Origin of the sequence: Stenotrophomonas sp. 1337, from assembly GCF_031455455.1 — a bacterium.
GTDB classification, from domain to species: Bacteria; Pseudomonadota; Gammaproteobacteria; order Xanthomonadales; family Xanthomonadaceae; genus Stenotrophomonas; species Stenotrophomonas indicatrix.
The window spans coordinates 376631-400805 of the sequence record NZ_JAVDSR010000002.1; the positions used below are offsets into that span (position 1 = coordinate 376631).

At 66.0% G+C, this 24175-nt stretch carries 23 protein-coding genes, 1 tRNA gene and 1 pseudogene; 15 read left to right on the plus strand and 10 right to left on the minus strand.

Going from position 1 to position 24175, the window contains the following annotated elements; genetic code table 11:
* The first annotated feature begins 5 nt into the window (after positions 1 to 5).
* From J2X70_RS05640 to J2X70_RS05655, 4 genes are all read left to right on the plus strand, one after another.
* A complete protein-coding gene (locus tag J2X70_RS05640; RefSeq protein WP_309909361.1) occupies positions 6 to 839 on the plus strand; it encodes an SPOR domain-containing protein in 834 nt (277 codons plus the stop codon).
* 41 nt (positions 840 to 880) lie between these two features.
* A tRNA-Thr gene (locus tag J2X70_RS05645) sits at positions 881 to 956 on the plus strand.
* A 55-nt stretch (positions 957 to 1011) separates the two neighbouring features.
* Positions 1012 to 1332: a type II toxin-antitoxin system RelE/ParE family toxin gene (locus J2X70_RS05650; protein WP_059064042.1), complete on the plus strand. Its 321-nt coding sequence runs from the start codon at positions 1012 to 1014 to the stop codon at positions 1330 to 1332.
* A gap of 46 nt (positions 1333 to 1378) precedes the next feature.
* Positions 1379 to 1756 carry an addiction module antidote protein gene (locus tag J2X70_RS05655; RefSeq protein WP_309909365.1) on the plus strand — a complete coding sequence of 126 codons (378 nt, stop codon included), beginning with the start codon at positions 1379 to 1381 and terminating at the stop codon, positions 1754 to 1756.
* A 21-nt stretch (positions 1757 to 1777) separates the two neighbouring features.
* Here the strand turns inward: J2X70_RS05655 and J2X70_RS05660 are convergent, their stop codons facing one another.
* Positions 1778 to 2713 carry a hypothetical protein gene (locus J2X70_RS05660; RefSeq protein WP_025878327.1) on the minus strand — a complete coding sequence of 312 codons (936 nt, stop codon included), beginning with the start codon at positions 2711 to 2713 and terminating at the stop codon, positions 1778 to 1780.
* A 161-nt stretch (positions 2714 to 2874) separates the two neighbouring features.
* On the opposite strand from J2X70_RS05660, the gene J2X70_RS05665 reads away from it, so the two are divergent.
* The gene (locus tag J2X70_RS05665; protein WP_309909367.1) at positions 2875 to 3651 is read left to right on the plus strand and encodes a DUF3011 domain-containing protein; all 777 of its coding nucleotides are present in this window, start codon (positions 2875 to 2877) and stop codon (positions 3649 to 3651) included.
* 59 nt (positions 3652 to 3710) lie between these two features.
* On the opposite strand, the gene J2X70_RS05670 is transcribed toward J2X70_RS05665, so the two are convergent.
* Complete coding sequence (locus tag J2X70_RS05670; protein WP_309909369.1) at positions 3711 to 4160, minus strand: hypothetical protein; 450 nt, start codon at positions 4158 to 4160, stop codon at positions 3711 to 3713.
* Between the two features lie 286 nt (positions 4161 to 4446).
* Between J2X70_RS05670 and rocF the strand changes: the two genes are divergently transcribed.
* From rocF to J2X70_RS05685, 3 genes are all read left to right on the plus strand, one after another.
* The gene (gene rocF, locus J2X70_RS05675) at positions 4447 to 5367 is read left to right on the plus strand and encodes an arginase (protein ID WP_032978254.1); all 921 of its coding nucleotides are present in this window, start codon (positions 4447 to 4449) and stop codon (positions 5365 to 5367) included.
* Positions 5368 to 5534: 167 nt separating this feature from the next.
* On the plus strand, positions 5535 to 5672 hold the full coding sequence (locus J2X70_RS05680) for an entericidin A/B family lipoprotein (RefSeq protein WP_019661832.1): 138 nt from the start codon (positions 5535 to 5537) through the stop codon (positions 5670 to 5672).
* A 211-nt stretch (positions 5673 to 5883) separates the two neighbouring features.
* Complete coding sequence (locus J2X70_RS05685) at positions 5884 to 6105, plus strand: CsbD family protein (protein WP_025878332.1); 222 nt, start codon at positions 5884 to 5886, stop codon at positions 6103 to 6105.
* Between the two features lie 78 nt (positions 6106 to 6183).
* Here the strand turns inward: J2X70_RS05685 and J2X70_RS05690 are convergent, their stop codons facing one another.
* The gene (locus J2X70_RS05690; RefSeq protein WP_309909373.1) at positions 6184 to 6996 is read right to left on the minus strand and encodes a hypothetical protein; all 813 of its coding nucleotides are present in this window, start codon (positions 6994 to 6996) and stop codon (positions 6184 to 6186) included.
* A gap of 108 nt (positions 6997 to 7104) precedes the next feature.
* Between J2X70_RS05690 and J2X70_RS05695 the strand changes: the two genes are divergently transcribed.
* From J2X70_RS05695 to J2X70_RS05710, 4 genes are all read left to right on the plus strand, one after another.
* Positions 7105 to 8397 (plus strand): tryptophan--tRNA ligase, encoded by a 1293-nt coding sequence (locus tag J2X70_RS05695; RefSeq protein ID WP_309909374.1) that lies wholly within the window; start codon positions 7105 to 7107, stop codon positions 8395 to 8397.
* A gap of 126 nt (positions 8398 to 8523) precedes the next feature.
* Positions 8524 to 8832: a hypothetical protein gene (locus J2X70_RS05700; protein ID WP_309909377.1), complete on the plus strand. Its 309-nt coding sequence runs from the start codon at positions 8524 to 8526 to the stop codon at positions 8830 to 8832.
* Between the two features lie 149 nt (positions 8833 to 8981).
* Entirely contained in the window at positions 8982 to 9914 is a 933-nt protein-coding gene (locus J2X70_RS05705) for an MBL fold metallo-hydrolase (RefSeq protein ID WP_309909379.1), read from the plus strand.
* Positions 9915 to 10063: 149 nt separating this feature from the next.
* Positions 10064 to 11716 carry a M28 family metallopeptidase gene (locus J2X70_RS05710; RefSeq protein ID WP_309909428.1) on the plus strand — a complete coding sequence of 551 codons (1653 nt, stop codon included), beginning with the start codon at positions 10064 to 10066 and terminating at the stop codon, positions 11714 to 11716.
* A 167-nt stretch (positions 11717 to 11883) separates the two neighbouring features.
* Here J2X70_RS05710 and J2X70_RS05715 read toward each other — a convergent pair whose 3' ends face one another.
* Together J2X70_RS05715 and J2X70_RS05720 are read right to left on the minus strand one after the other, a co-directional pair.
* Positions 11884 to 12219, minus strand: coding sequence for a hypothetical protein (locus tag J2X70_RS05715; RefSeq protein WP_080150462.1), 336 nt, complete (start codon positions 12217 to 12219; stop codon positions 11884 to 11886).
* A 31-nt stretch (positions 12220 to 12250) separates the two neighbouring features.
* Positions 12251 to 13585 (minus strand): MFS transporter, encoded by a 1335-nt coding sequence (locus J2X70_RS05720; RefSeq protein ID WP_032978271.1) that lies wholly within the window; start codon positions 13583 to 13585, stop codon positions 12251 to 12253.
* 221 nt (positions 13586 to 13806) lie between these two features.
* On the opposite strand from J2X70_RS05720, the gene yedA reads away from it, so the two are divergent.
* Together yedA and rarD are read left to right on the plus strand one after the other, a co-directional pair.
* Complete coding sequence (gene yedA, locus J2X70_RS05725; RefSeq protein ID WP_025878341.1) at positions 13807 to 14712, plus strand: drug/metabolite exporter YedA; 906 nt, start codon at positions 13807 to 13809, stop codon at positions 14710 to 14712.
* Positions 14709 to 15608 carry an EamA family transporter RarD gene (gene rarD, locus J2X70_RS05730; protein WP_025878342.1) on the plus strand — a complete coding sequence of 300 codons (900 nt, stop codon included), beginning with the start codon at positions 14709 to 14711 and terminating at the stop codon, positions 15606 to 15608. The genes yedA and rarD overlap by 4 nt, the downstream gene beginning before the upstream one ends.
* Positions 15609 to 15743: 135 nt before the next feature.
* Here rarD and J2X70_RS05735 read toward each other — a convergent pair whose 3' ends face one another.
* The 5 genes from J2X70_RS05735 to J2X70_RS05755 all read right to left on the minus strand — a co-directional run bounded on the left by J2X70_RS05735 (position 15744) and on the right by J2X70_RS05755 (position 23646).
* Positions 15744 to 18602, minus strand: coding sequence for a TonB-dependent receptor (locus tag J2X70_RS05735; RefSeq protein WP_309909382.1), 2859 nt, complete (start codon positions 18600 to 18602; stop codon positions 15744 to 15746).
* A gap of 487 nt (positions 18603 to 19089) precedes the next feature.
* Complete coding sequence (locus J2X70_RS05740) at positions 19090 to 20406, minus strand: ABC transporter permease (RefSeq protein WP_025878344.1); 1317 nt, start codon at positions 20404 to 20406, stop codon at positions 19090 to 19092.
* A gap of 13 nt (positions 20407 to 20419) precedes the next feature.
* Positions 20420 to 21577 carry an FtsX-like permease family protein gene (locus J2X70_RS05745; protein WP_032978283.1) on the minus strand — a complete coding sequence of 386 codons (1158 nt, stop codon included), beginning with the start codon at positions 21575 to 21577 and terminating at the stop codon, positions 20420 to 20422.
* 14 nt (positions 21578 to 21591) lie between these two features.
* Positions 21592 to 22281, minus strand: a complete 690-nt coding sequence (locus J2X70_RS05750; RefSeq protein WP_025878346.1) for an ABC transporter ATP-binding protein — start codon at positions 22279 to 22281, stop codon at positions 21592 to 21594.
* A gap of 117 nt (positions 22282 to 22398) precedes the next feature.
* Positions 22399 to 23646 (minus strand): efflux RND transporter periplasmic adaptor subunit, encoded by a 1248-nt coding sequence (locus J2X70_RS05755; RefSeq protein WP_309909385.1) that lies wholly within the window; start codon positions 23644 to 23646, stop codon positions 22399 to 22401.
* 202 nt (positions 23647 to 23848) lie between these two features.
* On the opposite strand from J2X70_RS05755, the pseudogene J2X70_RS05760 reads away from it, so the two are divergent.
* Positions 23849 to 24160, plus strand: a pseudogene (locus tag J2X70_RS05760) (ATP-binding cassette domain-containing protein); the annotation flags it as partial.
* Positions 24161 to 24175 lie beyond the last annotated feature (15 nt).

The following is a 24175-nucleotide window of genomic DNA, read 5'->3' on the forward strand; positions in this document are numbered from 1 at the left end:
GGCGCATGCTGACCCGTGCCCTGATCGTCGTGCTGGCGATCCTCAATCTTGGTGTTGCCACCTGGTGGCTGTTGCGCGATGAACCCGCGCGCGCGCCGTTGCCACCGCCCCCGACCGGCGTGGCCGAGCTGCGCTGGTTGCCCGGTGGCACCGATGCGGCCGTGGCCGCGCAGGCCTCGGCAGCGGCACCCACTGAAGCACTGGTGGAGCGTGAGGCGGCGCCGGCTACCGCAGTGGCCGCTGCACCCGCACCGGCAGCGGCGACACCTGCAGCACCCGGCAAGCCCGCCGAACCAGTGAAGGCGCCTGAGCCGATGGCCGCCGTCGCCAAGCCAGCGCCCGAACCGGTGGCTGAGAAACCCGCAGCCCCGGCCGTACCGCCGCGCTGCCTGGCGCTGGGCCCGTTCGCCGACCGCGCCGCTGCCAGCGCTGCGCAGAGCCGTGCGGGCAACCTGTTGAGCCAGGTGCGCCTGCGCGAGCAGCCCGCCGCCAGCGGCAGTGCCCGTTACCGCGTGCTGCTGCCCGCCGCCGCCAGCCGCGATGACGCGCAGGCCACGGTCAAGCGCATCGTCGCTGCCGGGCTGAGCGACTACTACATCATCAGCCAGGGCGACGAGACCAACGCCATTGCGCTGGGCCAGTACCGCAACCGCGAGGGTGCCGAACGGCGCATGGCCGCGGTGCAGGCCGCCGGCTTCCAGCCGCGTCTGGTGGCCAGCGGCGATGCCGGCCAATGGTGGCTGGAAGGGCAGCTGGCCACCGGCAGCGAACCGGCCCAGGCGCAGCAGCGCAGTGGCGCCGCGCAGCAACGGTCGCTGGAATGCACGCGACTGCGCTAGAATTCCCAAACCACGGCGCTGCCGTCGGCGTTTCACCCCGTGCCGCTTTAGCTCAGTTGGTAGAGCAACTGTCTTGTAAACAGTAGGTCATCCGTTCGATTCGGATAAGCGGCACCATCCACTGACTGCGATCAGTGCAAGCAATCCAGTGGCGTTCCCCACTTGATTTGCCATGGCCGCATGTGTCCATTATAGTGGACATGTGGCGAGAATTCAGACAACCACTGAGTTCAACAGTTGGCTCAACGGTCTGCGTGACAAGCAGGGCCGTCAGCGCATCGCTGTACGCATCACACGGCTGGCGCTGGGTAATCCCGGCAAGCACCGGGTGCTCGCCGGCGGTATCGCCGAACTGAAAATCGACTTCGGCCCGGGATACCGCATCTATTACACGCAGCGCGCGGGGATTACCTACATCCTGTTGTGCGGCGGCGACAAAGACAGCCAGTCACGCGACATCGAGCAGGCCCGCAAGCTCGCCAGTCTGCTTTGACCACGTGGCTGCAGCGTATACGCGACAGAAGATGAGGCAGACCGTCATGAGCAACAAAGTACAGCTGCACGATTGGGACGCTGCTGAACACCTGCGCGATGAAGAAGACATCGCTTTTTTCATCGAAGCCGCGCTGGAAGAGGCTCCCGATGACTCGGCCTTCATCGCATCCGTACTGGGTATCGTGGCGAGAGCACGGAACATCTCAGATCTTGCACGCTCTACGGGAATCGCCCGCGAAACGCTCTACAAGATGCTGCGTGGAGAAGGAAACCCAACCATGGGCAACCTCAGCAAGCTGGCCAGATCGCTCGGGTTCCGTCTGAGCCTGGTACCGGTCGACAGCAACGGCAAGCCGATCAAGGCGAAGTCCAAAACCAAGCCAGGCAAGACCACTTCGAAGAAGGTGAAGAAGGTGGCGTGAGTTGGCAATGTTCGTGTGCGATCAACGCGTCCCCGGATCACCCGGCACCAGGTGTCGCCACGGAAACACATCCTTGGCGAAATGGCTGGCATAGCCCCCCGTCGCGGCCTGAATGACCATGAACGACAACCGTGGGCGCATGGCCTGCAGCGTCTGCAGCTGCGCCACATCCAACGCGCTGTTGCGCAGCCGGAAGGTATGCAGCGCATCGAAGGCTTGGCTGGCGAACAAGCGCTCATAGGCCGCGAAAGGCGTGACCGCATCGGTCTCACGGGCATCAGCCCAGACGAATTGCAGCTCCGTCGATTCGCAAAAATCCAGCAGGCCCAAGGCAGGCAGGTTGCGTGATCCGGCAAGGTTGTCGATGAAGCGCTGCGTATCTGAGCCACCGCCGATGCGCAGGCTGTGCAGGTGCGGCAGCGGCACCTCGAAAAACGCGGCGTCCGGTGCATTCGGCACGACCAGTTCGCTCAGATACGGGGCCTTGGAAACGAAGCGGGCGATCTCGCCGTCTTCTTCCATGATGGTGCCCGCGCGCTGCACCAGCGACATGTTGTGGTCGGCCGGCTCTGTGGGGGAGATCGACAACGCGCGCAGGCGCGGGAAACGCACATCGCTGTCCAGCAGCGCGGTGAACTCCCACTCGCGCGTGCCATTGGCCCCTTCGTCCGGGCCGGTGAACGACAGCGACATGATCGCATCGGCCACGCGCTGGTCGGACAGGCAGGCCAACGTCCACGCGAACGGCTCTTCCCATGGGTTGCCGAAGAACTCCACGTGCAGGCCGCCGTACAACGGCGCCACGGTCACCCGTTCCTGCAGCGCTGCCCACAGCGGGCCGGCCGGGTCCTGGATATCCAGTTCATGCTCGGCGGCACTGTCCAGATTGAAGGCATGGATGCGTTGCTGCAGCGCCAGCAGCTGCTGCTGCGCGTGGTCGAAGGGAGGAGCTGCCATGTGTGCATACCGGACGTCCGTGTGATCCGCCCGATGATAGCGCTGGCCTGATGGCGGTGGTCTGCAGCCCGTGATCGGTTGCTTGATATTCCTCACGGTCGAGCAACTCCGGCAGCCCCCATACTGGCGCCCTCCGCTCAATTCTCACAAGGAAGCCGACCATGCGCCGCCACCGCTTGCCGTTGACCGCCGCGCTGCTCGCCAGCGCCTTCACAGCACCGGCGATGGCCGCCGTGCCGTTCTTCAATGCCAGCTGCCCCGGTGGGCTGGATGTCCATGCAGACGAGGGCGGGCCGGTCTACGTGCAGGGCCGCGAGACCACCCTCAAGCGCTTCAACGATCGCTATTTCGAAGCGCGCGATGCCAGCAGCGGCACCACGCTTTCAATCAGCACCGGTGACGACGGTACGCCGCAGGTCAGCTACACCGGACGCGGCGGTGCCAACGGCATCTGCCAGGTCAGCAACAACGGCACGTCGGCGGCTGCCGTGGAAGGTGGCAGGCACCACCGTGATCAGGATCGCGATGACGATGCAGCACTGCCACGCGAGGTGACCTGCGAATCCACCGACCAGCGCCAGGTGTCCTGTGACATGGACACGCGTGGCAATGTGGAGATCGTGCGCCAGCTCAGCCGTACCCGTTGCGAGCAGGGCAGCAACTGGGGCCTGTCGCGGCATTCGGTCTGGGTCAACGGCGGCTGCCGCGCGACGTTCCGCAACATGTCCAAGGCTGCAGCCAACGCGCCAGCGGGCGATACCGCGCTCGGTTCATGCAATGCAAGCAAAGGTGCACAGGGCACGCTGGTGACCCAGGTGCCGGTCGGCACCGATTACCAGGAACTGATCATCGATTATCCCGATGGCCGTTTCCTGTGCATGATGCGCAACGACGGCCGGGTGCAGAGCGTGACGCCACTGCGACGTCGCGGCGGGTGAGTCACAGGTGACAGCGCAGGACCTGCCATGCGATGGCAGGTCCTGTCCCTGCAGCGGCGCTACTGGATTTCGACGGGGTCATTGCCCCGTTTGAACTGGTAGCCGGTCATCTCCCAGCCGCCGCCATGGCCGCTGGAGGGTTCCACCCAGCGGAATTCCCACGACTGGTACGTGCCATCCGGCAAGGTGTTCTCGACCTTGTACTGTTCGCCTGGGTAGCCGCTGTCAGGCAGCTTTCCAAGAGGAGAAGGATCGGACATTCGGGCGACTGCCCCAGAAGAAAAGGCACTACGCTCGACATGGACCGTGCCAGCACCCAGAGGTGCGAATGACGGGCGGACGTGCCTGCCCACCCACGTCAAAACATCGCGGGCTTCAGGTTGGTGCAGTGCAAGTACATCGTTGGTTACCGCGTATGTCACGCGCTGAGGTGCGGCCCAAGCACTGGTGGATGCCAAGCATGCAACGCCAACGGACAACAACAGAGTGCGGTGGATCAGCTGTTTCATGGAAAGATCCTTCGAAGACCGAGGGTGATGGGACTCGCACTTCGCCGTTGGCGCGTGCGGGACCACTGTTCTGTCCTCACCAGACCATGGATAGAGCCGATACCGACCTGCGTGTGAAGCCTGTCCCAGGAAAGGGAATTCCTGACGCTACGCTTGGCTGAAAGCCGACCTCCGTCATCGGGGCCGCCTGGATGGGTGATCGACGGGCCGCCCTGCTGCACCGCCGCGAGTGGTGTCACATGCGTCTGGCTAGACTGTGCTTCTTTTTCGTTCGCAGGAGGCACCCATGGCCCATCATCCCGCCGTTACCCTGATCGGCGTCCCCACCGACATCGGGGCGGGCCATCGCGGCGCCCGGCTGGGGCCGGAAGCCCTGCGCGTGGCCGGCCTGCCTGAAGCACTGGAAGCGCGTGGCGTGGACGTGCGCGACCTCGGCAACCTGGACGGCCCGCGCAACCCGTGGACCGCGCCGGTGCAGGGCTACCGTCACCTGGACGAGGTAGTGGCGTGGAACCACGCGCTGATGGAAGCAAGCTACGCCGAACTGCAGGCCGGCCGCATGCCGATCATGCTGGGCGGCGACCACTGCCTCGGCATCGGTTCGATCACTGCCGTCGCGCGCTGGTGCCGCGAGCAGGGCAAGGACCTGCGCGTGCTGTGGCTGGATGCGCATTCGGATTTCAACACCAGTGAGGTGACCCCGTCGGGCAACATCCACGGTATGCCGGTGGCCTGCCTGTGCGGCCTCGGCCCGGATGCGCTGACCAGGCTGGGCGGCACTTCGCCGGCGATCCAGCCTTCACAAGTGCACCAGATCGGCATCCGTTCGGTGGACCCGGAAGAAAAGCGCCTGATCAAGACCCACAAGGTCGATGTCTACGACATGCGCTACATCGACGAGAACGGCATGAAGCGCACCGTGGAAGCGGCGCTGGCCGGCATCGACGAGAACACCCACCTGCACGTCAGCTTCGACGTCGATTTCCTCGACCCGAGCATTGCCCCGGGTGTGGGCACCACCGTCCCGGGCGGGGTGAACTACCGCGAAGCGCAGCTGGTGATGGAGATGATCGCCGACAGTGGCCGCATGGGCTCGCTGGACATCGTCGAACTCAATCCGCTGCTGGACAACCACAACAGCACCGCCGAACTGGCCGTGGACCTGGTCGAAAGCCTGTTCGGGAAATCGACCCTGATGCGCGACTGAGAGGATCCAGCCTGAACGGTTGGACGAACCGTTCACACGCGCTCCACGCCCCTGCCGCCAGATTGCACCTCACGCGGCAGTGTTGGCTTCGAGCCAGCCTGCCGCCCCGATCAATACAACCGAACCCCGTGATTGAGCGGTGTAGCGGCAAACCCAAGGAGAAGCCCATGAAGCGCGTAGTTGCCCTGATGCTGTTGTCGATGTTCTCGGTGGCCCTGCTGGCCGGTTGCAACACCGTTGCCGGTGCCGGCAAGGACGTGCAGAAGGCTGGTGAGAAGGTTGAGGATGCCGCCAAGGGCAACTGAGCCTGAGGTGGTGCGCACTACGGAAAAGGCCGGGATCTTCCCGGCCTTTTTCATGCGCGCTTGCTGCGTGTGTACGCCGCGTGCCGACCGGTAGTGAACCATTCAAGCAGGTGAGCGGCGCTTTCATGGCCGGTTGACCGTGCTTCAACGTGCACTGCGCGATGCTGCAGCCACGGTAACAACGCCGTTGCATACCAAGGAAGCCTCAGCAATGAACAAAGACATCATTTCCGGCAAGTGGTCCCAGCTCAAGGGCAAGGCCCAGGCGAAGTGGGGCGATCTGACCAATGACGATTTCGATGTGGCCGAGGGCAATGCCGAATATCTGGCGGGCCGCCTGCAGGAGCGCTATGGCTGGGCCAAGGACCGCGCAGAAACCGAAGTGCGCGATTTCGAGAAGGCGATGCACAAGGATTACCCGGACTACAAGTAACCGGGCGTCGAACGCCCGCGTTATGCCCCCACCGACAACGCCCGCGCCGGAAGGTGCGGGCGTTGTGCTGTGTGCAGATCAACGCGCCGGCGGGTCGGGCACGTAGCGGTTGGGGAAGGCCTGTGGCTGGCGGTCCAGGCGCGAGGGCGAATCGAGCAGGATGCCGCGTGCACGCAGGTTGCGGGCGCTGTCGTAGCGCAGCTGCAGCACCTGTGCCGGGCTGCGGGTGGCGCGTTCGAAATCGGTATCGCGCACCGAAGAACTTTCGCGCGCACCATGCCCGGTGCCCAGCGCGGGTGCCTGCGACTTGGCCGAATAGCCTTCAATGCGGCTGGCGCTGGCGCTGGCGTCGGCCGCCGCCGAGGCTTCGGCCGCCGCCGGTGCCGGCCCGGCGCGACCGCGCAGGATCGGCTGCGGACGCGGGTACCAGCGACGCGCTTCCTCGAACACCGCCACGCCGACCACGCCGACGTTGTCCGGGCGGCCGGTACGGCTGGCATAGCTGCCGCTGGGGCTGCTGAAGACGAACTGGGCCACTTCGTCCTGGGTCTTGCGCCAACCGGTGATGTCGGCGCGCTGGCCAGGGTTGAGCACGTAACCGGTCTGCGAGGGATCGGCGTCTTCGCCGGAGATGGCGTTGACCCCGTCCACCGACAGCACCACCAGCACCCGTCGCGGGCTGTCGTTGTACAGGCGCACCGCATAGCGGTGGCCGCGCTCACCGGCCACCCAGCGCTGGCCGTCGGCCGGGTAGCTGCGCAGCTCGGTGCCGCGGTCGCGGTCGACCAGGGCCACGCGCACCGGGCCGTCCTGCGGCATCGGCGGGGGCAGCGGAGCCGGGCGGAAGCCGGCCAGGGGCAGGATCAGCAGCAGGGGCAGCAGGCGTTTCATCGGGCGTCTCCAGCGGGGTTGGGTGAATGAACGCGCCGGAGGCCCTGACGGGGTTGACCGTGTGCACGGTAAACTGGCCGCGTTCATAGAAGGTTTCCGCACGCAGTCATGACGACCCGAGTCCTTACCGGCATCACCCCCTCCGGCACGCCCCACCTGGGCAACTACGTTGGCGCCATCCGCCCGGCCATTGCGGCCAGCCACGCGCCGGACATCGAGAGCTTCTTCTTCCTGGCCGATCTGCACAGCCTGATCAAGTCGCAGGACCCGCAGCGCACCCAGCGCGCGACCCTGGAGATCGCTGCCAGCTGGCTGGCCTGTGGCCTGGACCCGGAACACGTGTGGTTCTATCGCCAGAGTGACATCCGCGAGACCACCGAGCTGATGTGGTTCCTGACCGCCATCGCCAGCAAGGGCATCCTCAACCGCGCCCATGCCTACAAGGCGGCGGTGGACAAGAACCGGGAGGAAGGCCAGGACGAGGACGCAGGTGTCAGCGCCGGCCTGTTCATGTACCCGGTGCTGATGGCGGCCGACATCCTGATCTTCAAGGCCAACCAGGTACCGGTGGGCCGTGACCAGATCCAGCACATCGAGATGGCGCGCGACTTCGCCCAGCGCTTCAACCATGTGTACGGCAAGGAGTATTTCCCGCTGCCGGACGTGGTGATCGACGAGCAGGTGGCAACCCTGGCGGGCCTGGATGGCCGCAAGATGAGCAAGAGCTACCACAACACCATTCCGCTGTTCGTGCCGCGCGAGGAGCTGAAGAAGCTGGTGTTCTCGATCCTGACCGACTCGCGTGCCCCGGGCGAGCCGAAGGACACCGAAGGTTCGGCGCTGTTCCAGATGTACCAGGCGTTCGCCACCCCGGAGCAGACCGCTGCCTTCGCCAAGGCCTTCGCCGATGGCATCAGCTGGGGCGATGCCAAGCAGCAGCTGTTCGAGCGCATCGACAGCGAACTGTCGCCGCTGCGCGAGCGCTACAACGCGCTGATGGCCGAGCCGGAGAAGATCGAAGCACTGCTCAAGCGCCGTGGCCAGCAGTTGCGCGAGCAGCTGGCAGCACCGCTGCTGGAAGAACTGCGCCATGCGGTGGGCCTGCGTGATCTGTCCGATGCCGGCGACATCGCCAGCGAAGATGCCGGTGAAGCCCGCGCCGCTCCGCCGCTGTTCAAGCAGTACCGCGAGAAGGACGGCCGTTTCTACTTCAAGCTCACCGCCGGTGACGGCACGCTGCTGATCCAGAGCGAAGGCTTCGACTCGCCGCGCGATGCCGGCCAGCTGATCGCCGTGCTGAAGCAGGCCGAGCAGGGTGACCAGCTGCAGAGCGACCTGTTCAAGCTGGAAGCCGAGGTGGATGCGGTGCTGGCGGCGCTGGCTGTGCTGCGCGCCGACTGATCGGTAGATGCCGACCTTGGTCGGCGCTGTTGAAGGCGAAATGCCGGCCAGCGGCCGGCACTACCACGGCATTGCACCCATGGCATGATGTCCGCGCGCCTCAGGCGCGATGACATGGAGTCTGCAATGGCCTGGTTGTCGCTGCTGCTGTTCCTGCCCTGGTTCATTCTGCTGGGCAGCCTGTACTGGCTGTTTCCGCGCCAGCCGCGTACCGCGCGGCGACGCCTGTTCGATGGCACTACGCTGGCATTGGCGCTGGCCCTGAGCATCGTGGCGATGCTGTGGGGCCACCACATCGGTCTGGTACAGCCGGGCGCCGGGCCGATCTGGCCGCAGGTGCTGGCGGTGCTGTATGCCTATGGCGCGTTCCTGGCGGTGCTGGTACTGGCGCTGCTGCTGAGGCCGCGATTTGCATTGCGCCAGGCTGATTGGTAGTGCCGACCGCTGGCCGGCAACTGCATTCAACTGGCTAACCCGGGGTTGCCGGCCAGCGGCCGGCACCATCCGACCAAAGCCGCATCGATCACGCCATGCCGGCGCGCCTACCATGGGTGTCTGTTCCCGATCCTGCCAGGTGAGCGTCGATGACCGCCGATCCCAGCATCCACACCATCGATACCGGTTTCCAACGGCGTGATTTCGATGCCGCCTACCTGATCATCGAAAACGGTCGCGCCGCGTTCGTCGACTGCGGTACCGGCCTGTCGGTGCCGGCGATGCTGCAGGCCCTGGCCGACAACGGGCTGGGCGTGGAGGCGGTGGACTGGCTGCTGCTGACCCACGTGCACCTGGATCATGCCGGTGGCGCTGGCCTGCTGATGCAGCAGTTGCCCAATGCGCTCGCGGTGCTGCATCCGCGCGGCGCGCCGCACATGATCGATCCGACCCGGTTGATCGCCGGTGCCACCGCCGTCTATGGCGCTGAGGAAATCGCCCGCAGCTATGGCCGTATCGAAGCGATTCCCGAGCAGCGCGTGGTAGTGGCTGACGACGGCCAGCGCATCGACCTGTCCGGCCGCGAGCTGGTGCTGCTGCATACCCCGGGCCACGCGCTGCACCACTACTGCGTGTGGGATGCACGCAGCCGCAGCTGGTTCACCGGCGATACCTTCGGTATCTCCTACCGCGAGCTGGACAGCGCGCAGGGCGCTTTCATCTTCCCCACCTCATCGCCGGTGCAGTTCGATCCGGAAGCGATGAAGGCGTCGATCCAGCGCATGCTCGGTTACGCACCGCAGGCGATGTACCTGACCCATTACGGTCGTGTCGAACAGGTCGAAAAGCTGGCCGAGGATCTGTTCGAACAGATTGATGCGATGGCGGCAATCGGCCGCCAGTGCGACGGCCGCCCCGATCGTCATCGCTGCCTGCTGGCCGCGTTGCAGGCACTGTACCTGGAGCGTGCACAGCAGCATGGCTGCGCGCTGGACCAGGCTGCAGTGAGCGAAGTACTGGCGATGGATATCGAACTCAACGCGCAGGGCCTGGCCTGCTGGCTGGACCGTGTATCGCGCTGACCTGCGCACGCCCTGGCGGCGGAGATCCGCTGCGCCCCTGGTAGATCCACGCCATGCGTGGATGACACGGTCCCGGGCCGCGCCGCGATGTCACGACCACGTTACACTCTGGTGACTTTCAAGCTAGCCGTGGTGTTGCCGTGAACCCGATGCGCGTGTTGCTGCTGTCGTCCTGCCTGTTCGTCGGTGGCCTGGCCCATGCGGCCAATGACCTGCCCGGCGGCGGCATCGATCCGCAGGCGCTGTCGCGTCATGTGCGCGTGCTGGCATCGGACGAATTCGAAGGCCGTGCACCGGCCACCGAAGGCGAAGAACGCACCGTGCAGTACCTGATCGAGCAGTTCCGCAGCTACGGCCTGCAGCCGGGTGGCGTGGACGGCAGCTGGGTACAGCCGGTGCCGCTGGTGCGCGCGCAGCTGGACGGCCAGGCCAAGGCCAGTCTTGCCCTGAAGGGCGGCAAGCGCGCGCTGGCCAATGGCGTGGACGTGACCCTGCAGAGCCTGCAGCCGCGCAAGCGCGTGCAGATCAAGGAGGCGCCGTTGGTGTTCGTCGGCTACGGCATCGACGCGCCCGAGCGCCACTGGAATGACTACAAGGACGTGGACCTGCACGGCAAGATCGCCGTGGTATTGATCAACGATGCCGATTTTGAAGCCGACGCGCCAGGTGCGTTCGATGGCAAAGCGGTGACCTACTACGGCCGCTGGACCTACAAGTTCGAGGAAGCCGCGCGCCGGGGTGCCGAAGGCGTGCTGATCGTGCACGAGACCGCACCGGCCGCCTATGGCTGGGCCACGGTGAAGAGTTCGGGCACCTCGCCGCTGTTCGACATCGAGCGCGGCCAGGCCGAGGCGATGGCCCAGCACACGCCGCTGCGTGGCTGGATGCAGCGTGAGCTGGCCGAACAGATCTTCGCCGACGCCGGCCTGGATTTCGATGCAGAGAAGCGCAAGGCGATGAGTGCGGACTTCCGCCCGGTTGCGCTGGACAACGCGAAGCTGAGCGTCGATTTCGCGCTCAAGCGCGAGCAGGTGGTGACCCGCAACGTGGTGGCCAAGCTGCCCGGCGGCGAGCACGCCGATGAGGCGGTGATCTTCTCGGCGCACTGGGATGCCTTCGGCATCGGCCAGGCCGACGCCAAGGGTGATCGTATCCGCCGTGGTGCGATCGACAACGCCACCGGCGTGGCCACCGTGCTGGAACTGGGCCGGGTGTTCGCCGCCGGCCCGCAGCCGCAGCGCACCCTGTACTTCGTCGCCCTGACCGCCGAAGAGAAGGGCCTGCTGGGCGCCAGCTACTACGCCGCGCACCCGCTGGCGCCGCTGGACAAGACCGCTGCGGTGCTGAACATCGAGATGTTCAGCCCGGATGGTGCCACCCGTGACATCGCCTCGTGGGGCAAGGGCCGGGTGTCGCTGGAAGGCGACCTGGAACGCGTGGCCAAGGCCCGTGGCCGCAGCTACAGCCCGGATCCGAACCTGGAAGCCGGCTTCTTCTACCGTGCCGACCACTTTGCCTTTGCCCGCCTGGGCGTGCCGGCGATCACCATCGGCCCGGGCCTGGACAAGCTTGAGGGCGGCGTCGAGGTCGGTCGCGCGCTGCGCGAGAAGTACTTCGCCGACTGCTACCACCAGGCCTGCGATGCATGGACGCCGAGCTGGGATCCGGCGGGCCACGCGGCCGACACCCTGCTGGTCTACGACCTCGGCGCCGAACTGGCCAACAGCCGTCGCTGGCCGCAGTGGGAGAAGGAATCGGAATTCCACGGCGCCCGCGAGAAGAGCGAAGCCGCCCGCCGGTAAACGCACGGCAATGCCGGCCGCTGGCCGGCAACCTTCAAACGCACGGCAATGCCGGCCGCTTGCCGGCAACCTCCAAACGCATGGTAGTGCCGGCCGCTGGCCGGCAACCTCATGGACCTTCCGAAAGGATGTGCAGATGCCGGCCAGCGGCCGGCACTACCGCATCTTCAGCCACGTGGCCGCAGCAGCTTCCACGCGCCCCAACCGGCGAAGGCAAGCGCGCCCAGGTAACAGGCCACCATCGTACGCAGGCTGGCCACCGGTGCGGGGTTGATGCCCCGGCTCAGACGCAGATGCAGGGTGCTGGCACCGCTGCCCAGATCCACTGCCAGCTGCAACACCAGGGCAACGCAGAACGCCAGCAGGGCAGTACCGAAGCCGATACGTGGCCAACTCGCCTGGGCGTCGGGCCGGCGGATCAGCCATGCCAGCAGGGTCGCCGCGCCCAGGCCCAGTGCGAGCCATACCAGCGGCGTGGCAGGAGACGCGGCGGCCACCGGCATTGCACCGGTGGCCGCCATCACTACGGCGCGCTTACTTGCGCGTGCCGTCGAGCCAGTTGGGGCCCTTGTTGGTGAGGAAGAACACATAGACCACCAACGATACCGCGATCGTCGCGGTGACGTAGATGGCGAACCAGTCCACGTGGCCGGTCTTCAATGCGCCCTGGTACAGCAGCGGCGCGGTGCCGCCGAACAGCGAGTTGGCCAATGCATAGCCGAAGCCCACGCCCAGCGCACGAATGTGGGTGGGAAACAGCTCTGCCTTCACCACGGCGTTGATGGAGGTGTAGCCGGTGAGGATGACAAAGCCCAGTGCCAGGGTAAGGAAGGCGAGGGTGGCATCGTGCTGGTGCGGCAGCTGCGTGATCAGGTACCAGCTGTACAGCACGCCGCCCACACCGAAGAACACCAGCAGGCTCTTGCGGCCGATGATGTCCGACAGCCAGCCGCCGACCGGCTGCAACACCATCAGGAAGGCCAGCACACCCAGGTTGATCAGGGTGCCGGTCATCGGGTCGTTGCCGGCGAAGGCGCTCTGGATCATCTTCGGGCCGTTCACCGAGTAGGTGTAGAAGGCGATGGTGCCACCGGCGGTGATCAGGAAGCACAGCAGCAGCGGACGCCACTGGTGCACGAATAGTTCGTACATCGAGCCGGACTTCTTGTCCTTGCCCTCGCGCGCGGCTTCGATGGAGGATTCCGACAGCGACTCGTCCATGCCACGGCGCAGCCAGAACACGACCACGGCGGCGATGCCACCGATGCCGAAGGCGATGCGCCAGCCCCACTCGGAGATTTCCGGCTTGGCCCAGAACGTCAGCATCACGAACAGGGTCAGCTGGGCCAGCACATGGCCGCCCACCAGGGTGACGTAGTGGAACGAGGACAGGAAGCCGCGGCGGCCCGGAATGGCGGCCTCGGACATGTAGGTGGCGCTGGCACCGTACTCGCCACCGGTGGCGAAGCCCTGCAGCAGGCGCGCGAACAGCAGGATGATCGCCGCCCAGATGCCGATGCTGGCAGCGGTGGGGGTGATGGCGATGATGAACGAGCAGAAGGCCATCAGCGTGACCGACACGGTCAATGCAAGGCGACGGCCATGACGGTCGGCGAAGCGACCGAAGAACCATGCGCCGATCGGGCGCATCAGGAAGGTCGCGGCGAAGATCGCCCACACGTACAGGGTGGAGTTCTTGTCTTCAGGCGAGAAGAACTGCGATTCGAAGTACACGGCGAACACCGAGTACACGTAGACGTCGTACCACTCCACCAGGTTGCCGGCGGAGCCTTTGAGGGTGTTGGAGATGGAACGCCGCAGGGCGGCGCCGTCGGTGCTGGGGACAGCGGATTGGGACGTAGTGCTCATCCGGGTGGGGATCCTCGATGCGGTGCGTCCATGCGGGAAATTGCGCTGCCAGGCGCGCGGTGCGCTGCCGGCCAGCCTCCTTGGTACTGCAACCCACGTCAACGCCGGGTGCCGGAAGGGGCGGGCGGGGCATGGATGGATGACAGCGTGCCACTACATGGGCTGCCGGACCATAACCAAAACGTCCTAAAATCCGTGTTCCCCCAGCTCCCTGGTGTGTCATGTCGGCTCCCCCCGTTCCGTCTGCGGCTGCCCCACGGGGCGGCCTTGTCGTGCTGGCACTGCTGCTGGTCTATGTGGTCTGGGGTTCGACCTACCTGGGTATCGCCAAGGCCCTGCATGGCGGCGCGCTGCCACTGACGATGGTCTCCGGCAGCCGGTTCATCATTGCCGGCGGCCTGATGTACCTGGCGCTGCGCCTGTTCTGGAAGATGCCCAGACCCACCCTGCGGCAGTGGCGCAACCTGGTCATCATGGGCGTGACCATGCTGGTGCTGGGCAACGGCATGGTGGTGCTGGCCGAACGCGAGGTGTCATCCGGCCTGGCCGCCACCGCGGTGGCCTCGGTGCCGTTGTGGATGGCGCTGTTCTCGGCCCTGCGCGGGCAGCATGCCAGCAAGGGCGAATGGCTGGGCATCGCCGTTGGCTTCGTCGGCGTGGTCTGGCTCAACGCCGGCAGCAGCCTGACCGCATCGCCCACCGGGCTGGTGCTGCTGCTGATCGCGCCGGTCGGCTGGGCGTTCGGCTCGGTGTGGGCACGCGGGCAGGATCTGCCGGGGCCGTTCATGACGGCCGCCGGGCAGATGATCTGCGGTGGCGTGCTGCTGGTGCTGATCGGCCTGGTCGTCGGCGAGCGCCCCACCACCCTGCCCGACAGCGGTGGCCTGCTGGCGATGGCCTACCTGTGCGTGTTCGGTTCGATCGTGGCGTTCACCGCTTACGTCTGGCTGCTGCAGAACGTGCGCCCGGCGCTGGCCGGCAGCTATGCCTACGTCAATCCGGTGATTGCTGTCCTGTTGGGGGCTGCATTGAATGGTGAACGCTTTGGTTGGCGCGACTTCCTGGCCATGGCGGTGATACTTCTGGGTGTGGTGGTACTGACGATGGCAAGGACACGCAAGCGATGAGCATGGACGAGAAAGAACAGCGACGGGGCCTGTTGATCACTGCCTCCACCTTCGTGCTGTGGGGGCTGGTGCCGGTGTACTGGCATCTGCTCAACGAAGTGCCTTCGTTCCAGATCATCGCCCACCGCATCATCTGGAGCACCGTGCTGGTGGTGGCCTGGCTGCTGATCGCATCACGGCTGGGCTGGTGGAAGAAGATCGCCGCGCAACCGCGCGCGCTGCCGATCCTGGCGGTATCGAGCCTGACCATCGCCTTCAACTGGGGCCTGTACATCTGGGCGATCAACGCAGGACATGTGATCGAAACCAGCCTGGGCTACTTCATCAACCCGCTGGTGAACGTCCTGCTGGGCGTGCTGGTGCTGAAGGAGCGCCTGCGCCGCGTGCAGTGGCTGGCGGTAGCCATCGCCGCGGTGGGCGTGGCCTGGCTGACCATCGATGCGGGCACGCCGCCGTGGATCGCGCTGGGCCTGGCGTGCTCGTTCGGCCTGTACGGCCTGCTGCGCAAGCTGGTGTCGGTCGATCCGGTGGCCGGGCTGGGCGTGGAAAGCCTGTACCTGTTCCTGCCCGCGCTGGGCTTCGCGCTGTGGTCGGAAAACGGCCATGGCGGTGGCTTCTTCGGTGGCTGGGGCTGGGCCAACGACCTGATGCTGATCTTCGGCGGGGTGATCACGGCGGTGCCGCTGATCGGCTTCGCCTACGGGGTCAAGCGCATCCCGCTGTCGCTGGTCGGCATCCTGCAGTACATCGCACCGAGCCTGCAGCTGCTGCTGGGCGTGTTCTTCTTCCACGAAGCGTTCGACACCGGCAAGGCGATTGGTTTTGCGGCGATCTGGGCCGGGTTGGTCCTGTACGTCGGTGACAACGTACGGGCGATGCGCGGCGCGAAACGGTAGCGCCTCCGGGGTCAGATCCCTTCGCGACGCAAAGGGATCCGACCCCGCAAAAAAGAACGGCGCCCCGAGGGGCGCCGTTCTGCTTCCATCCACGGCCAGGAGAGAGTTGGCCGGGGCGGGAACGCGGTTGCAGGCTTAGAAGCGCTGCTGGTACTTCATGTACATGAAACGACCGATGTCGAAGCCACCGTAGTAGGTGAAGCTGCTGTTGGGCTGGCTGTACATGATCGGACCCTGGTGGTCGAACACGTTGTTCAGGCCCAACGACACGGTGCCATCCCACGGCAGGCTGTAACGCACCTGCAGGTCGTGGAAGGTGTTGGAACCCACCTTGCGGCTCGGCTGTGCATCGGTATACGGCGAAACAAAGTCGGCCATGTTGCAGTCCGGGCCACCGCCCAGGTCGTACGAGCAGGCTTCCTTCATGCCCGAGTAGTAACGGGCGGTCCAGCCGATGCCGAGGTTGCCGTACTGCCAATCCAGGTTGAAGGTCGAACGTACGCGGAAGTCACCGGCCCAGCCCACGCGCTGCTCCACCGGGGTGGTGGCGGCGCTGTCGTTGCGCTGCTCCAGGTAGTCGGTGTAGGTGGTGTTCCAGTTGATGGCGAACTTGCCGTATGCGGTTTCCGGCAGGCGGTAACGCACACCGATGTCATAGCCGGCGGTTTCGCGGTAGCCGGCGTTGACCAGCGAACGATCCAGCGCCGAAACCTGGCCGCGGGTGGCCGCAGCGGTGGAACGGGTGAAGCGACCGCATGCCGAATCCACGCCCTGCACGTAGCACTGGTTGAGGATGTCGGTAGCCGACTCGCCCACGATGGCGTTGTCGATGCGGATCTTCCACCAGTCCAGGCTGACGTCCAGGCCCTGCACGAATTCCGGGCTGTAGACCAGGCCGACGGTCCAGGTCTTGGCGGTTTCCGGCTTCAGTTCCGGGTTGGAACCGGAGTTGAAATCGGAGGTGGCCTGCTGGCCCGGGCGGTTGGCAAAGTTGCCGTCCGAACCGGTCTGCTGACGGAAGTTGGCGGGCACGTTCAGCGCCTGGCAGCGTGCTGCCACGGTCGGGCTGCTGGCGGCGATGCCGAACTTCGTATCGCACGGATCGGTGAACGAATCGCGGCTGGAAACCGCGCCGCCGTAGAGATCGTCCACGGTCGGTGCACGGAAGCCGGTGCCGTAGGTGGCGCGTACCAGCAGGCTGTCGATCGGCTTCCACTTCAGGCCGAACTTGCTGTTGGTGGTCGAACCGAAGGTGTTGTAGTCGGTGTAGCGACCGGCCAGGTCCAGCGACAGCTCGCGGGCGAAGGCCATGTCGGCCAGCAGCGGCACCTGCATTTCCAGGTAGACCTCGTTGAGCGAGTAGTCGCCACGGGTCGGCTGGCCGGTGGTGCCGGCGATCTGGCCCTTCTGCACCATCAGGTCCGGGGTGTAGCTGGCTTCTTCGCTGCGGTGCTCAAAGCCCATCGCGCCCATGATGTCGCCGGCCGGCAGGGTGAACAGCGAGCCGGAGATGTTGGCGCTGGCGACCTTGGTGGTGCTGCGCATCTTGTCGACGAAGCGGGTGAACAGGTAGTCCTGCACGTCCTGGTTGCCCAGCGAGCCCGGGCCGGTGTAGCCCATCGGCGCAGCCGGATTCCACGGCACGCAGCCGGCGATCACCGCACCCGGCGTACCGCAGCGGGCCACGTCGCCGTCCATGAAGGACGGGCCGACGGCGAGGTTGACGTTCGGCTGGTACATGCTGCCCGTGCCAACGCGCTCGCCTTCATTGCGGTTGTACATGTAGCTGACGTTCCAGTCCCAGTAGCGCGAACCGGTTTCGAAGCTGCCTTCCAGGCCGAGGCTGGCACGCTTGGTTTCCAGCGTGTTCTCGGTACCGCGCGGCAGCTCTTCGGTGCGGTGCGAGAACAGCACGTCCTGGCCCCACTTGTTGAAGGTGCTGTCCTTGGACAGCGCAGCGCGCGTGCCGTTGCGCGACTGCGCAGCCGAGACCGAGTACGGGTAGCCGGCCAGGTGCTTGGTCGACTCGCGCTTGCTGTACAGCGCATCGGCGACGATGCGCAGGTTGTCGGTGATCGAGAAGCCGCCGTTGGCGAACACCGAGGTGCGCTCCAGGCCGCTCAGCAGGCTCATGTTGGTCTTGGCGTTGGCGCCGTCAGCCGGATCCGGCGTGTGGAAGTTGCTGGCGCTGCTCGGGTCGCCGCCCGGGCCCACGGTCAGCGGCTTGCCACCGACGGTGACCGTGCCCCACTGGGTGGTCGGGCTCAGCGCGTCGACGTCGTCGGCATGGCGCGGGCCACCCGGGTAGCGGCTGAACTCGCGCGCATCGCCGAGGATCTCGTCTTCCTTGGTGCGCTCGGCGCCGACGCTGAACCAGCCGCGGTCGAAGGTCTTGCCGAAGGTGGCGCTGTAGGAGCGCTTCTGGCCGTCGCCTTCACCGTACTGGCCGACATAGACGCTGGCTTCGCCACCGTCGAAGTTCTTGCGGGTGATGATGTTGACCACGCCGGCGATGGCGTCCGAGCCGTACAGCGCCGAGGCGCCATCGGTCAGCACTTCCACGCGTTCGACGATCGCCGACGGAATCGAGGCCAGGTCGGAGTAACCGCCGGCGCTGACGCCCATGCGGCGGCCGTCGATCAGCACCAGGCTGCGTTCCGGGCCGAGGTTGCGCAGGCTGACATACATACCGCCGAAATCGCGCGACGAGCTCAGCGAGGACGAACGGCTCAGGCTCGGTGCGCCGGCTGCAGTGACGTCCTGCAGGATGTCGGCAACGTTGACGTAGCCCTTCTTCTCGATGTCGGCGCGGTTGAGTGCCACCACCGGCTGCGCGGTCTCGACACTGGCCTGGCGGATGCGCGAGCCGGTGATCTCGATGCGGTCGAGGTTGGTGGGGGTATCGCCGGCTTCCTGTGCGAAGGCGGGCGTGGTGCAGCTGGCGGCCAGCGCGATGCTGATCGCGTTGCGCAGCGGGGTGGTCTTCAGGGACATCCGTGAAATCTCGTGTTTCAGAAAAAACATGCGTCCGTTCTATGGACGCGTGGGGTGCTGCAAACCAACGTGGGGGCCGGATTCTAGAGTGTTTTCATCGGTAACTGTTTGTCCGCGCGCGCTGTAACGCCGCGAAAATGAATCGCAACCAACAATCCACAGGTGCATTGTGCGCAACGTCACGCGCGATGCGTTTGCGATGGGCAGAGGCACCGATAGCGGCGGTGTTTGCGCAATCTGTAATCGTTGTTGCGTGCGTACACGCATCCATCCACGCATGGCGTGGATCTACTGCAACAACGTCGGCGTCCCACACCATGCGGATAGGCCAGTAGATCCACGCCATGCGTGGATAGGGCACCAGTAGATCCACGCCATGCGTGGATGGGCCAGTAGATCCACGCCATGCGTGGATGACGCGCAAAAAAAAGGGACGGAGCCTTCGCCCCGTCCCCTGCGCAACGTCCATTCAATCAATGCGTGATGCTCAGGTCTCGCGCAGCGCCGTGGTGATCGGCAGCCGTGCCGCGCGCAGCGCCGGGAACAATCCGCCGACCAGGCCGATGCCCAGCGCCCACTTCAGCCCGCTCCACAGCAGTTCCGGCGATACATGGAACTTGAACACCACCGCGCTGAAGTTGCTGCCGATGGTGGACACGCTGTAGCCGTTGAACAGCAGCCATGCCACCGCGCAGCCAAGCAGTCCGCCGAGCAGGGCCAGCAGCATGGTTTCCAGCATCACTGCAGTCACCACCGGCAGGCCACGGAAGCCGATCGCACGCATGGTGGCGATCTCGCGTGCGCGCGTGGCCACGGCGGCATACATGGTGTTGAGCGCACCAAACACAGCGCCTACGGCCATGATGGTGCCGATCACCTTGCCGAGGATGTCGATCAGCTTGGTCAACCCACCACCCTGCTTGCTGTAGTAGACGCGGGTGGTTTCCACGTCCAGCTTCAGGCGCGGATCGGCGGCCACGGCGGCCTTGAACTGCTCGAAGCCGGCCTTGCCGTCGGTACGCACGCTGATCGACTGCCAGGCACTGCGCTGGTAGGTGGTGGCCAGCGTGTCGGCGTCGGTCCACAGTTCCGAGTCATGCGCATCGCCGGTAGCGAACACGCCCACGACCGTCCAGGTCTGGTTGCCCAGGGTGAGCGTTTTGCCAACATCCATGTCGCGGAACTGGCTCCTGGCGCCCTGGCCGACCACGATCTCGCGCAGGCCGGCGGCGAACCGGCGGCCTTCGACGATCTTGACCTTGTCATGCACGGCCCACGCCTGCGGGCCGACACCGCGGAACTGCGCATTGACGTCGGTGCCATCGGCCTTGGACACCAGGTTGACCACCTGCGAGAGTTCCGGCGACAGCAGCGGCCGCCCCTGCGCATCGCGGGTGATGCCGGGCAGGGTGGACAGCGTCGGGACCTGTTCGCGGGTGATGACCGAGTTGGTCTCTGCCTGCGAGCCGCCGCGCAGCACGATCGCGGTGGTGTCATCGCCGGTGTTGTTGAGCGTGGCCTGGAAGCCTTCGCCCATCGCCAGCATCGCGACCAGTACGCCGACCACGCCGGCGATGCCGACCACGATCACCGAGGAGGCACCCCAGCGTTGCGGCAGGCTGGCGATGCCGATGCGGGTGGCGGCCAGGGCCAGCCGGCCACTGCGGGTGAGCGCCAGCCACAGCCCCAGCAGCACCGCGATGGCAGCGACGCCGATCCACGGCAGGCTGATCCAAACCACCAGGCCAACGACCAGCAGCAGCACGGTCACCGCGTTCCCCAGCCACTTCTTGAGCTTGTTCATGTCGGTGTCCTCTTCAGCGGCCGGCGAGCGCGTCGACGATCTTCAGGCGCTTGGCGCGCAGTGCGGGCAGCAGCCCGACCACGATGCCGATCACCACGATCAGGACGATGCCCACCAGCCAGGTCGGCGTCGGTACGTGCGGCGGCAGCATGCCCATGCTCTTGGGGCTGATGGCCGGCAGGATCAGCGCCGCCAGGCCCATGCCGATCAGTCCACCGAGGCCGATCAGCAGCACCGATTCGACCATCACCAGGGTCAGCACCGTGCTGTCCTTGAAGCCCAGCGTCTTCAGCGTGGCCAGTTCCGGAACGCGCTCGCGCACCGCCTGGGCCATGGTGTTGCCGGTCAACAGCAGCAGGGTGAAGAACACCGCGCCCATGATCGAGGTGACGATCATGCCGATGTCGGCGAACTGTTTCACGAACGCCTGCTGGAACGCCGATTCGGTCTGGGTCTTGGTTTCGTGGTCGGAGTTGGCCGAGATCGCATCGATGGCCTGCGCCACTCTCGACGACTGCTCCGGGTTGTCCAGCGTCACCGTGTACCAGCTCACCTGGTTCTTGATGTAGTCGTTGGACTCATCGAAGTACTTCCAGTTCATCATCAACTGGCGTTCTTCATTGGCCGCCAGTGCGCGATCCTTCGAGCGGTAGATGCCCTTCAGTTCCAGCGGCCAGTCGTTGCTGCCGCCACGCGGGAAGATGGTGGCCTGCAGCGGGATGGTGTCGCCGATCTTCCAGCCGAACTGCTTGGCCAGCGTCTCGCCGACGATCGCGCCGGTACGGGTCTGCTGCCAGTCCTGCAGCTGCGCCGGGTCGATCTGCAGCTCGCGGTAGACATCGAAGTAGTTGGGCGCCACCGAGAAGTTGGGGAAGAAGTTCTTCGGGTCCTGGTAGATGCCGCCGAACCACATGCCGTAGGTGACATCGCGCACGCCGCTGACCTGGCGGATCTGCGTTTCCAGGCGGATCGGCAGCGACTGGGTGATCGACAGGCGCGAAGCCACCACCAACCGGTTGGCACCTTCCACGCTGCCACCGGACGAGAACGCCACGCGCACCGAGTCGAGCATGCCGAACAGCAGGAACGCGGCCACCACCGACAGCAGGGTCAACAGGGTGCGGGTGCGGCTGCGGAACAGCTGCGCCCAGACCAACGAGAAGTATTTCATCGCTGTGGCCTCCGTCAGTGGGCCAGCGGCGCGTCGGCCAGCTCGCCCTTGTCCAGGTGCACCGTGTGGGTGGCGTACTCGGCAGCCTTCGGGTCATGGGTGACCATGATGATGGTCTTGCCGTGTTCGCGGTTGAGTTGCTGCAGCAGGCCCAGGATCTCTTCGGCGGACTGGCGGTCAAGATCGCCGGTAGGTTCGTCGCAGATCAGGAAGGTCGGGTCGGAGACGATCGCGCGGGCGATCGCCACGCGCTGCTGCTGGCCGCCGGACAGTTCGTTGGGGCGATGGCTGCGGCGGTCGGCCAGGCCGACCAGGGTCAGCGCGATCTCGGCATTGCGCTTGCGCTGCGCCGCGCTGAGGTGGGTCAGCAGCAACGGCAGTTCCACGTTCTTCTGCGCGGTCAGCATCGGCATCAGGTTGTAGAACTGGAACACGAAGCCGACATGGTGGCTGCGCCACGTCGACAGCTGGCCGCCGCTCATCTGGTCGATGCGCTCGCCTTCGATGCTGATCTCGCCGCCGGTGGGGTTGTCCAGGCCGCCGATCAGGTTGAGCAGGGTGGTCTTGCCGGAACCGGACGGGCCCATCAGCGCGACGAAATCGCCGCTGGCGATATCCAGGTCGATGCCGTGCAGCACCTGCACCTTTTCGGGGCCACGCTGGTAGGTCTTGGTGATGTTGCGCAGTGAAACCAGGGTCGACATGGGTGGTTCTCCACGAAAGGCGGGAAACGGGGATGCGTCCCGGCCAACGGCCGGCACGCGTCGAACAGTGGTGTTTTCCAGCGGTACTGCCGGTGGCGCCATGCGGGCGCCGGGCCGTTACTGCGCTTGCTTCTGCTTGACCCTGGTGCCGTCGCGCAGGGTGTCCGGCGGGTTGACCACCACCGACTCCCCTGCGCTCACGCCCTTGAGGATCTGGCGGTCCTTGCCCATCGCCTGGCCCACCTCGACCGTGCGTTGCTGCACACGGTTGTCATCGCCCAGTGCGAAGGCCACCGACGCGCCCTCACGCTCGACCACCGCAGTGGCCGGAACGCGTACGCCCTGTGGCTTGGCTTCGGTCTGCGGCTTGGCCTGTTCCAGGAAGCTGACCCGCACGCCCATCTCCGGCACGATGCGCGGGTCTTTCACCTTCAGTGCGACCCGTACCTTCACCGTGGCCTTGCCGCGGTCAGCGGTGGGGACGATGGCGATCACCTCGGCCGGGATCTTCCAGTCCGGGTAGGCGTTGAGCGTGGCTTCCACCGGCATCTTCGGCTGCACGCGGCCGATGAAGGCTTCGCCGACCTCGACTTCGATCTCCAGCGATTCCATGTCGACGATGGTGCCGATGCCGGTACGGGTGAAGCCACCACCGGCCGACAGCGGCGAGACGATTTCGCCGGGCTGCGCGGCCTTGGCGGTGACCACGCCGGAGAACGGCGCGCGCACGATGTTGTTGTCCACGCCAAGGTCGGCGATGGACAGCTGGTCGTTGGCAACCTTGACGTTGCGTCGTGCGGTTTCCAGCTGCGCACGCAGGCTGTCACGCTGGGCCACGGCCTGGTCGTACTGCGAACGCGAGACCAGCTGCTGGCCGACCAGTGCCTGCAGGCGGCTGGTTTCAGCGGCGGCCTGCTTCTGCTGGGCTTCCAGGCCGACCACCTGGCTGCGTGCGGCCTGCAGCTGCGAGGCGTACAGGTTGCGCTGGGCGTCGGCATCGATCGGGTCCAGGGTGGCCATGATCTGCCCCTGTTCCACCCGCATGCCTTCTTCGATCATCACCTCGCGCACCTTGCCGGTGATCTTGGCCGACACCGTGGCCATGCGCCGGGCGACCACGTAGCCGCTGGCGTCGAGCACCGAGCTGCTGGCGCTGCCCTGCTGGATGGCCACCGCCGGCGCGGTGTCCACTTCCACGGTGGGCGCGCGGCCGAACAGTGCGAATGCACCACCGGCCAGCAGCACGATGATCACGGCCACGGCGATCCACAGCCAGCGGCGGCCACCACTGCCGCCGCTGGAGGCGGGCGGCGGCGACTTGCGGTCGATACGGAGTTCCTTCAACAGCTCGGCAGAAGCGTTCATTCGTTCCATCACAGGCGTTCGGGCGGGTGTGACCGGAGGGGCAGGCAGCGGCGGTTCCGGCGGTGGAGCGTGCGGCACAGCATGAAGGCAGGTGCATCGGCGATGGCAGTGACAGCTGTCATCCGATGTCATTGACGGCGGCAACTGCGAAATGTGACCACGGCGGCACAGGATGGCAACGTCCCCGCTACCGGTACCGCCCATGGATACGATCGCTCCGTCGCTGGCCCGCCTGCAGCAGGTGCAGGTGCGTTACCGCGACCATACCGCCCTGCACGGCATCGACCTGCAGGTGCGCGCTGGCCAGGTACTGGCCCTGCTGGGCCGCAACGGTGCCGGCAAGAGTACCGCGATCAGCGTGCTGTTGGGCCTGCGCCGTGCCGACGCCGGCCAGGTCGAGCTGCTGGGCGGTGATCCGCAGCAGCGCGATCAGCGGCTCGGCCTCGGCGTGATGCTGCAGAGCACCAGCCTGCCGCCGATGCTGCAGGTGGATGAACCGGTGGCGCAGGCGTGTCGGCGCCTGCGCCGG

Coding starts and splice junctions, on each gene's coding strand:
- J2X70_RS05640 (WP_309909361.1), top strand. CDS start 6: ATGCTGACCCGTGCCCTGATCGTCGTGCTGGCGATCCTCAATCTTGGT.
- J2X70_RS05650 (WP_059064042.1), top strand. CDS start 1,012: ATGGCCGCATGTGTCCATTATAGTGGACATGTGGCGAGAATTCAGACA.
- J2X70_RS05655 (WP_309909365.1), top strand. CDS start 1,379: ATGAGCAACAAAGTACAGCTGCACGATTGGGACGCTGCTGAACACCTG.
- J2X70_RS05660 (WP_025878327.1), bottom strand. CDS start 2,713: ATGGCAGCTCCTCCCTTCGACCACGCGCAGCAGCAGCTGCTGGCGCTG.
- J2X70_RS05665 (WP_309909367.1), top strand. CDS start 2,875: ATGCGCCGCCACCGCTTGCCGTTGACCGCCGCGCTGCTCGCCAGCGCC.
- J2X70_RS05670 (WP_309909369.1), bottom strand. CDS start 4,160: ATGAAACAGCTGATCCACCGCACTCTGTTGTTGTCCGTTGGCGTTGCA.
- rocF (WP_032978254.1), top strand. CDS start 4,447: ATGGCCCATCATCCCGCCGTTACCCTGATCGGCGTCCCCACCGACATC.
- J2X70_RS05680 (WP_019661832.1), top strand. CDS start 5,535: ATGAAGCGCGTAGTTGCCCTGATGCTGTTGTCGATGTTCTCGGTGGCC.
- J2X70_RS05685 (WP_025878332.1), top strand. CDS start 5,884: ATGAACAAAGACATCATTTCCGGCAAGTGGTCCCAGCTCAAGGGCAAG.
- J2X70_RS05690 (WP_309909373.1), bottom strand. CDS start 6,996: ATGAAACGCCTGCTGCCCCTGCTGCTGATCCTGCCCCTGGCCGGCTTC.
- J2X70_RS05695 (WP_309909374.1), top strand. CDS start 7,105: ATGACGACCCGAGTCCTTACCGGCATCACCCCCTCCGGCACGCCCCAC.
- J2X70_RS05700 (WP_309909377.1), top strand. CDS start 8,524: ATGGCCTGGTTGTCGCTGCTGCTGTTCCTGCCCTGGTTCATTCTGCTG.
- J2X70_RS05705 (WP_309909379.1), top strand. CDS start 8,982: ATGACCGCCGATCCCAGCATCCACACCATCGATACCGGTTTCCAACGG.
- J2X70_RS05710 (WP_309909428.1), top strand. CDS start 10,064: ATGCGCGTGTTGCTGCTGTCGTCCTGCCTGTTCGTCGGTGGCCTGGCC.
- J2X70_RS05715 (WP_080150462.1), bottom strand. CDS start 12,219: ATGCCGGTGGCCGCCGCGTCTCCTGCCACGCCGCTGGTATGGCTCGCA.
- J2X70_RS05720 (WP_032978271.1), bottom strand. CDS start 13,585: ATGAGCACTACGTCCCAATCCGCTGTCCCCAGCACCGACGGCGCCGCC.
- yedA (WP_025878341.1), top strand. CDS start 13,807: ATGTCGGCTCCCCCCGTTCCGTCTGCGGCTGCCCCACGGGGCGGCCTT.
- rarD (WP_025878342.1), top strand. CDS start 14,709: ATGAGCATGGACGAGAAAGAACAGCGACGGGGCCTGTTGATCACTGCC.
- J2X70_RS05735 (WP_309909382.1), bottom strand. CDS start 18,602: ATGTCCCTGAAGACCACCCCGCTGCGCAACGCGATCAGCATCGCGCTG.
- J2X70_RS05740 (WP_025878344.1), bottom strand. CDS start 20,406: ATGAACAAGCTCAAGAAGTGGCTGGGGAACGCGGTGACCGTGCTGCTG.
- J2X70_RS05745 (WP_032978283.1), bottom strand. CDS start 21,577: ATGAAATACTTCTCGTTGGTCTGGGCGCAGCTGTTCCGCAGCCGCACC.
- J2X70_RS05750 (WP_025878346.1), bottom strand. CDS start 22,281: ATGTCGACCCTGGTTTCACTGCGCAACATCACCAAGACCTACCAGCGT.
- J2X70_RS05755 (WP_309909385.1), bottom strand. CDS start 23,646: ATGAACGCTTCTGCCGAGCTGTTGAAGGAACTCCGTATCGACCGCAAG.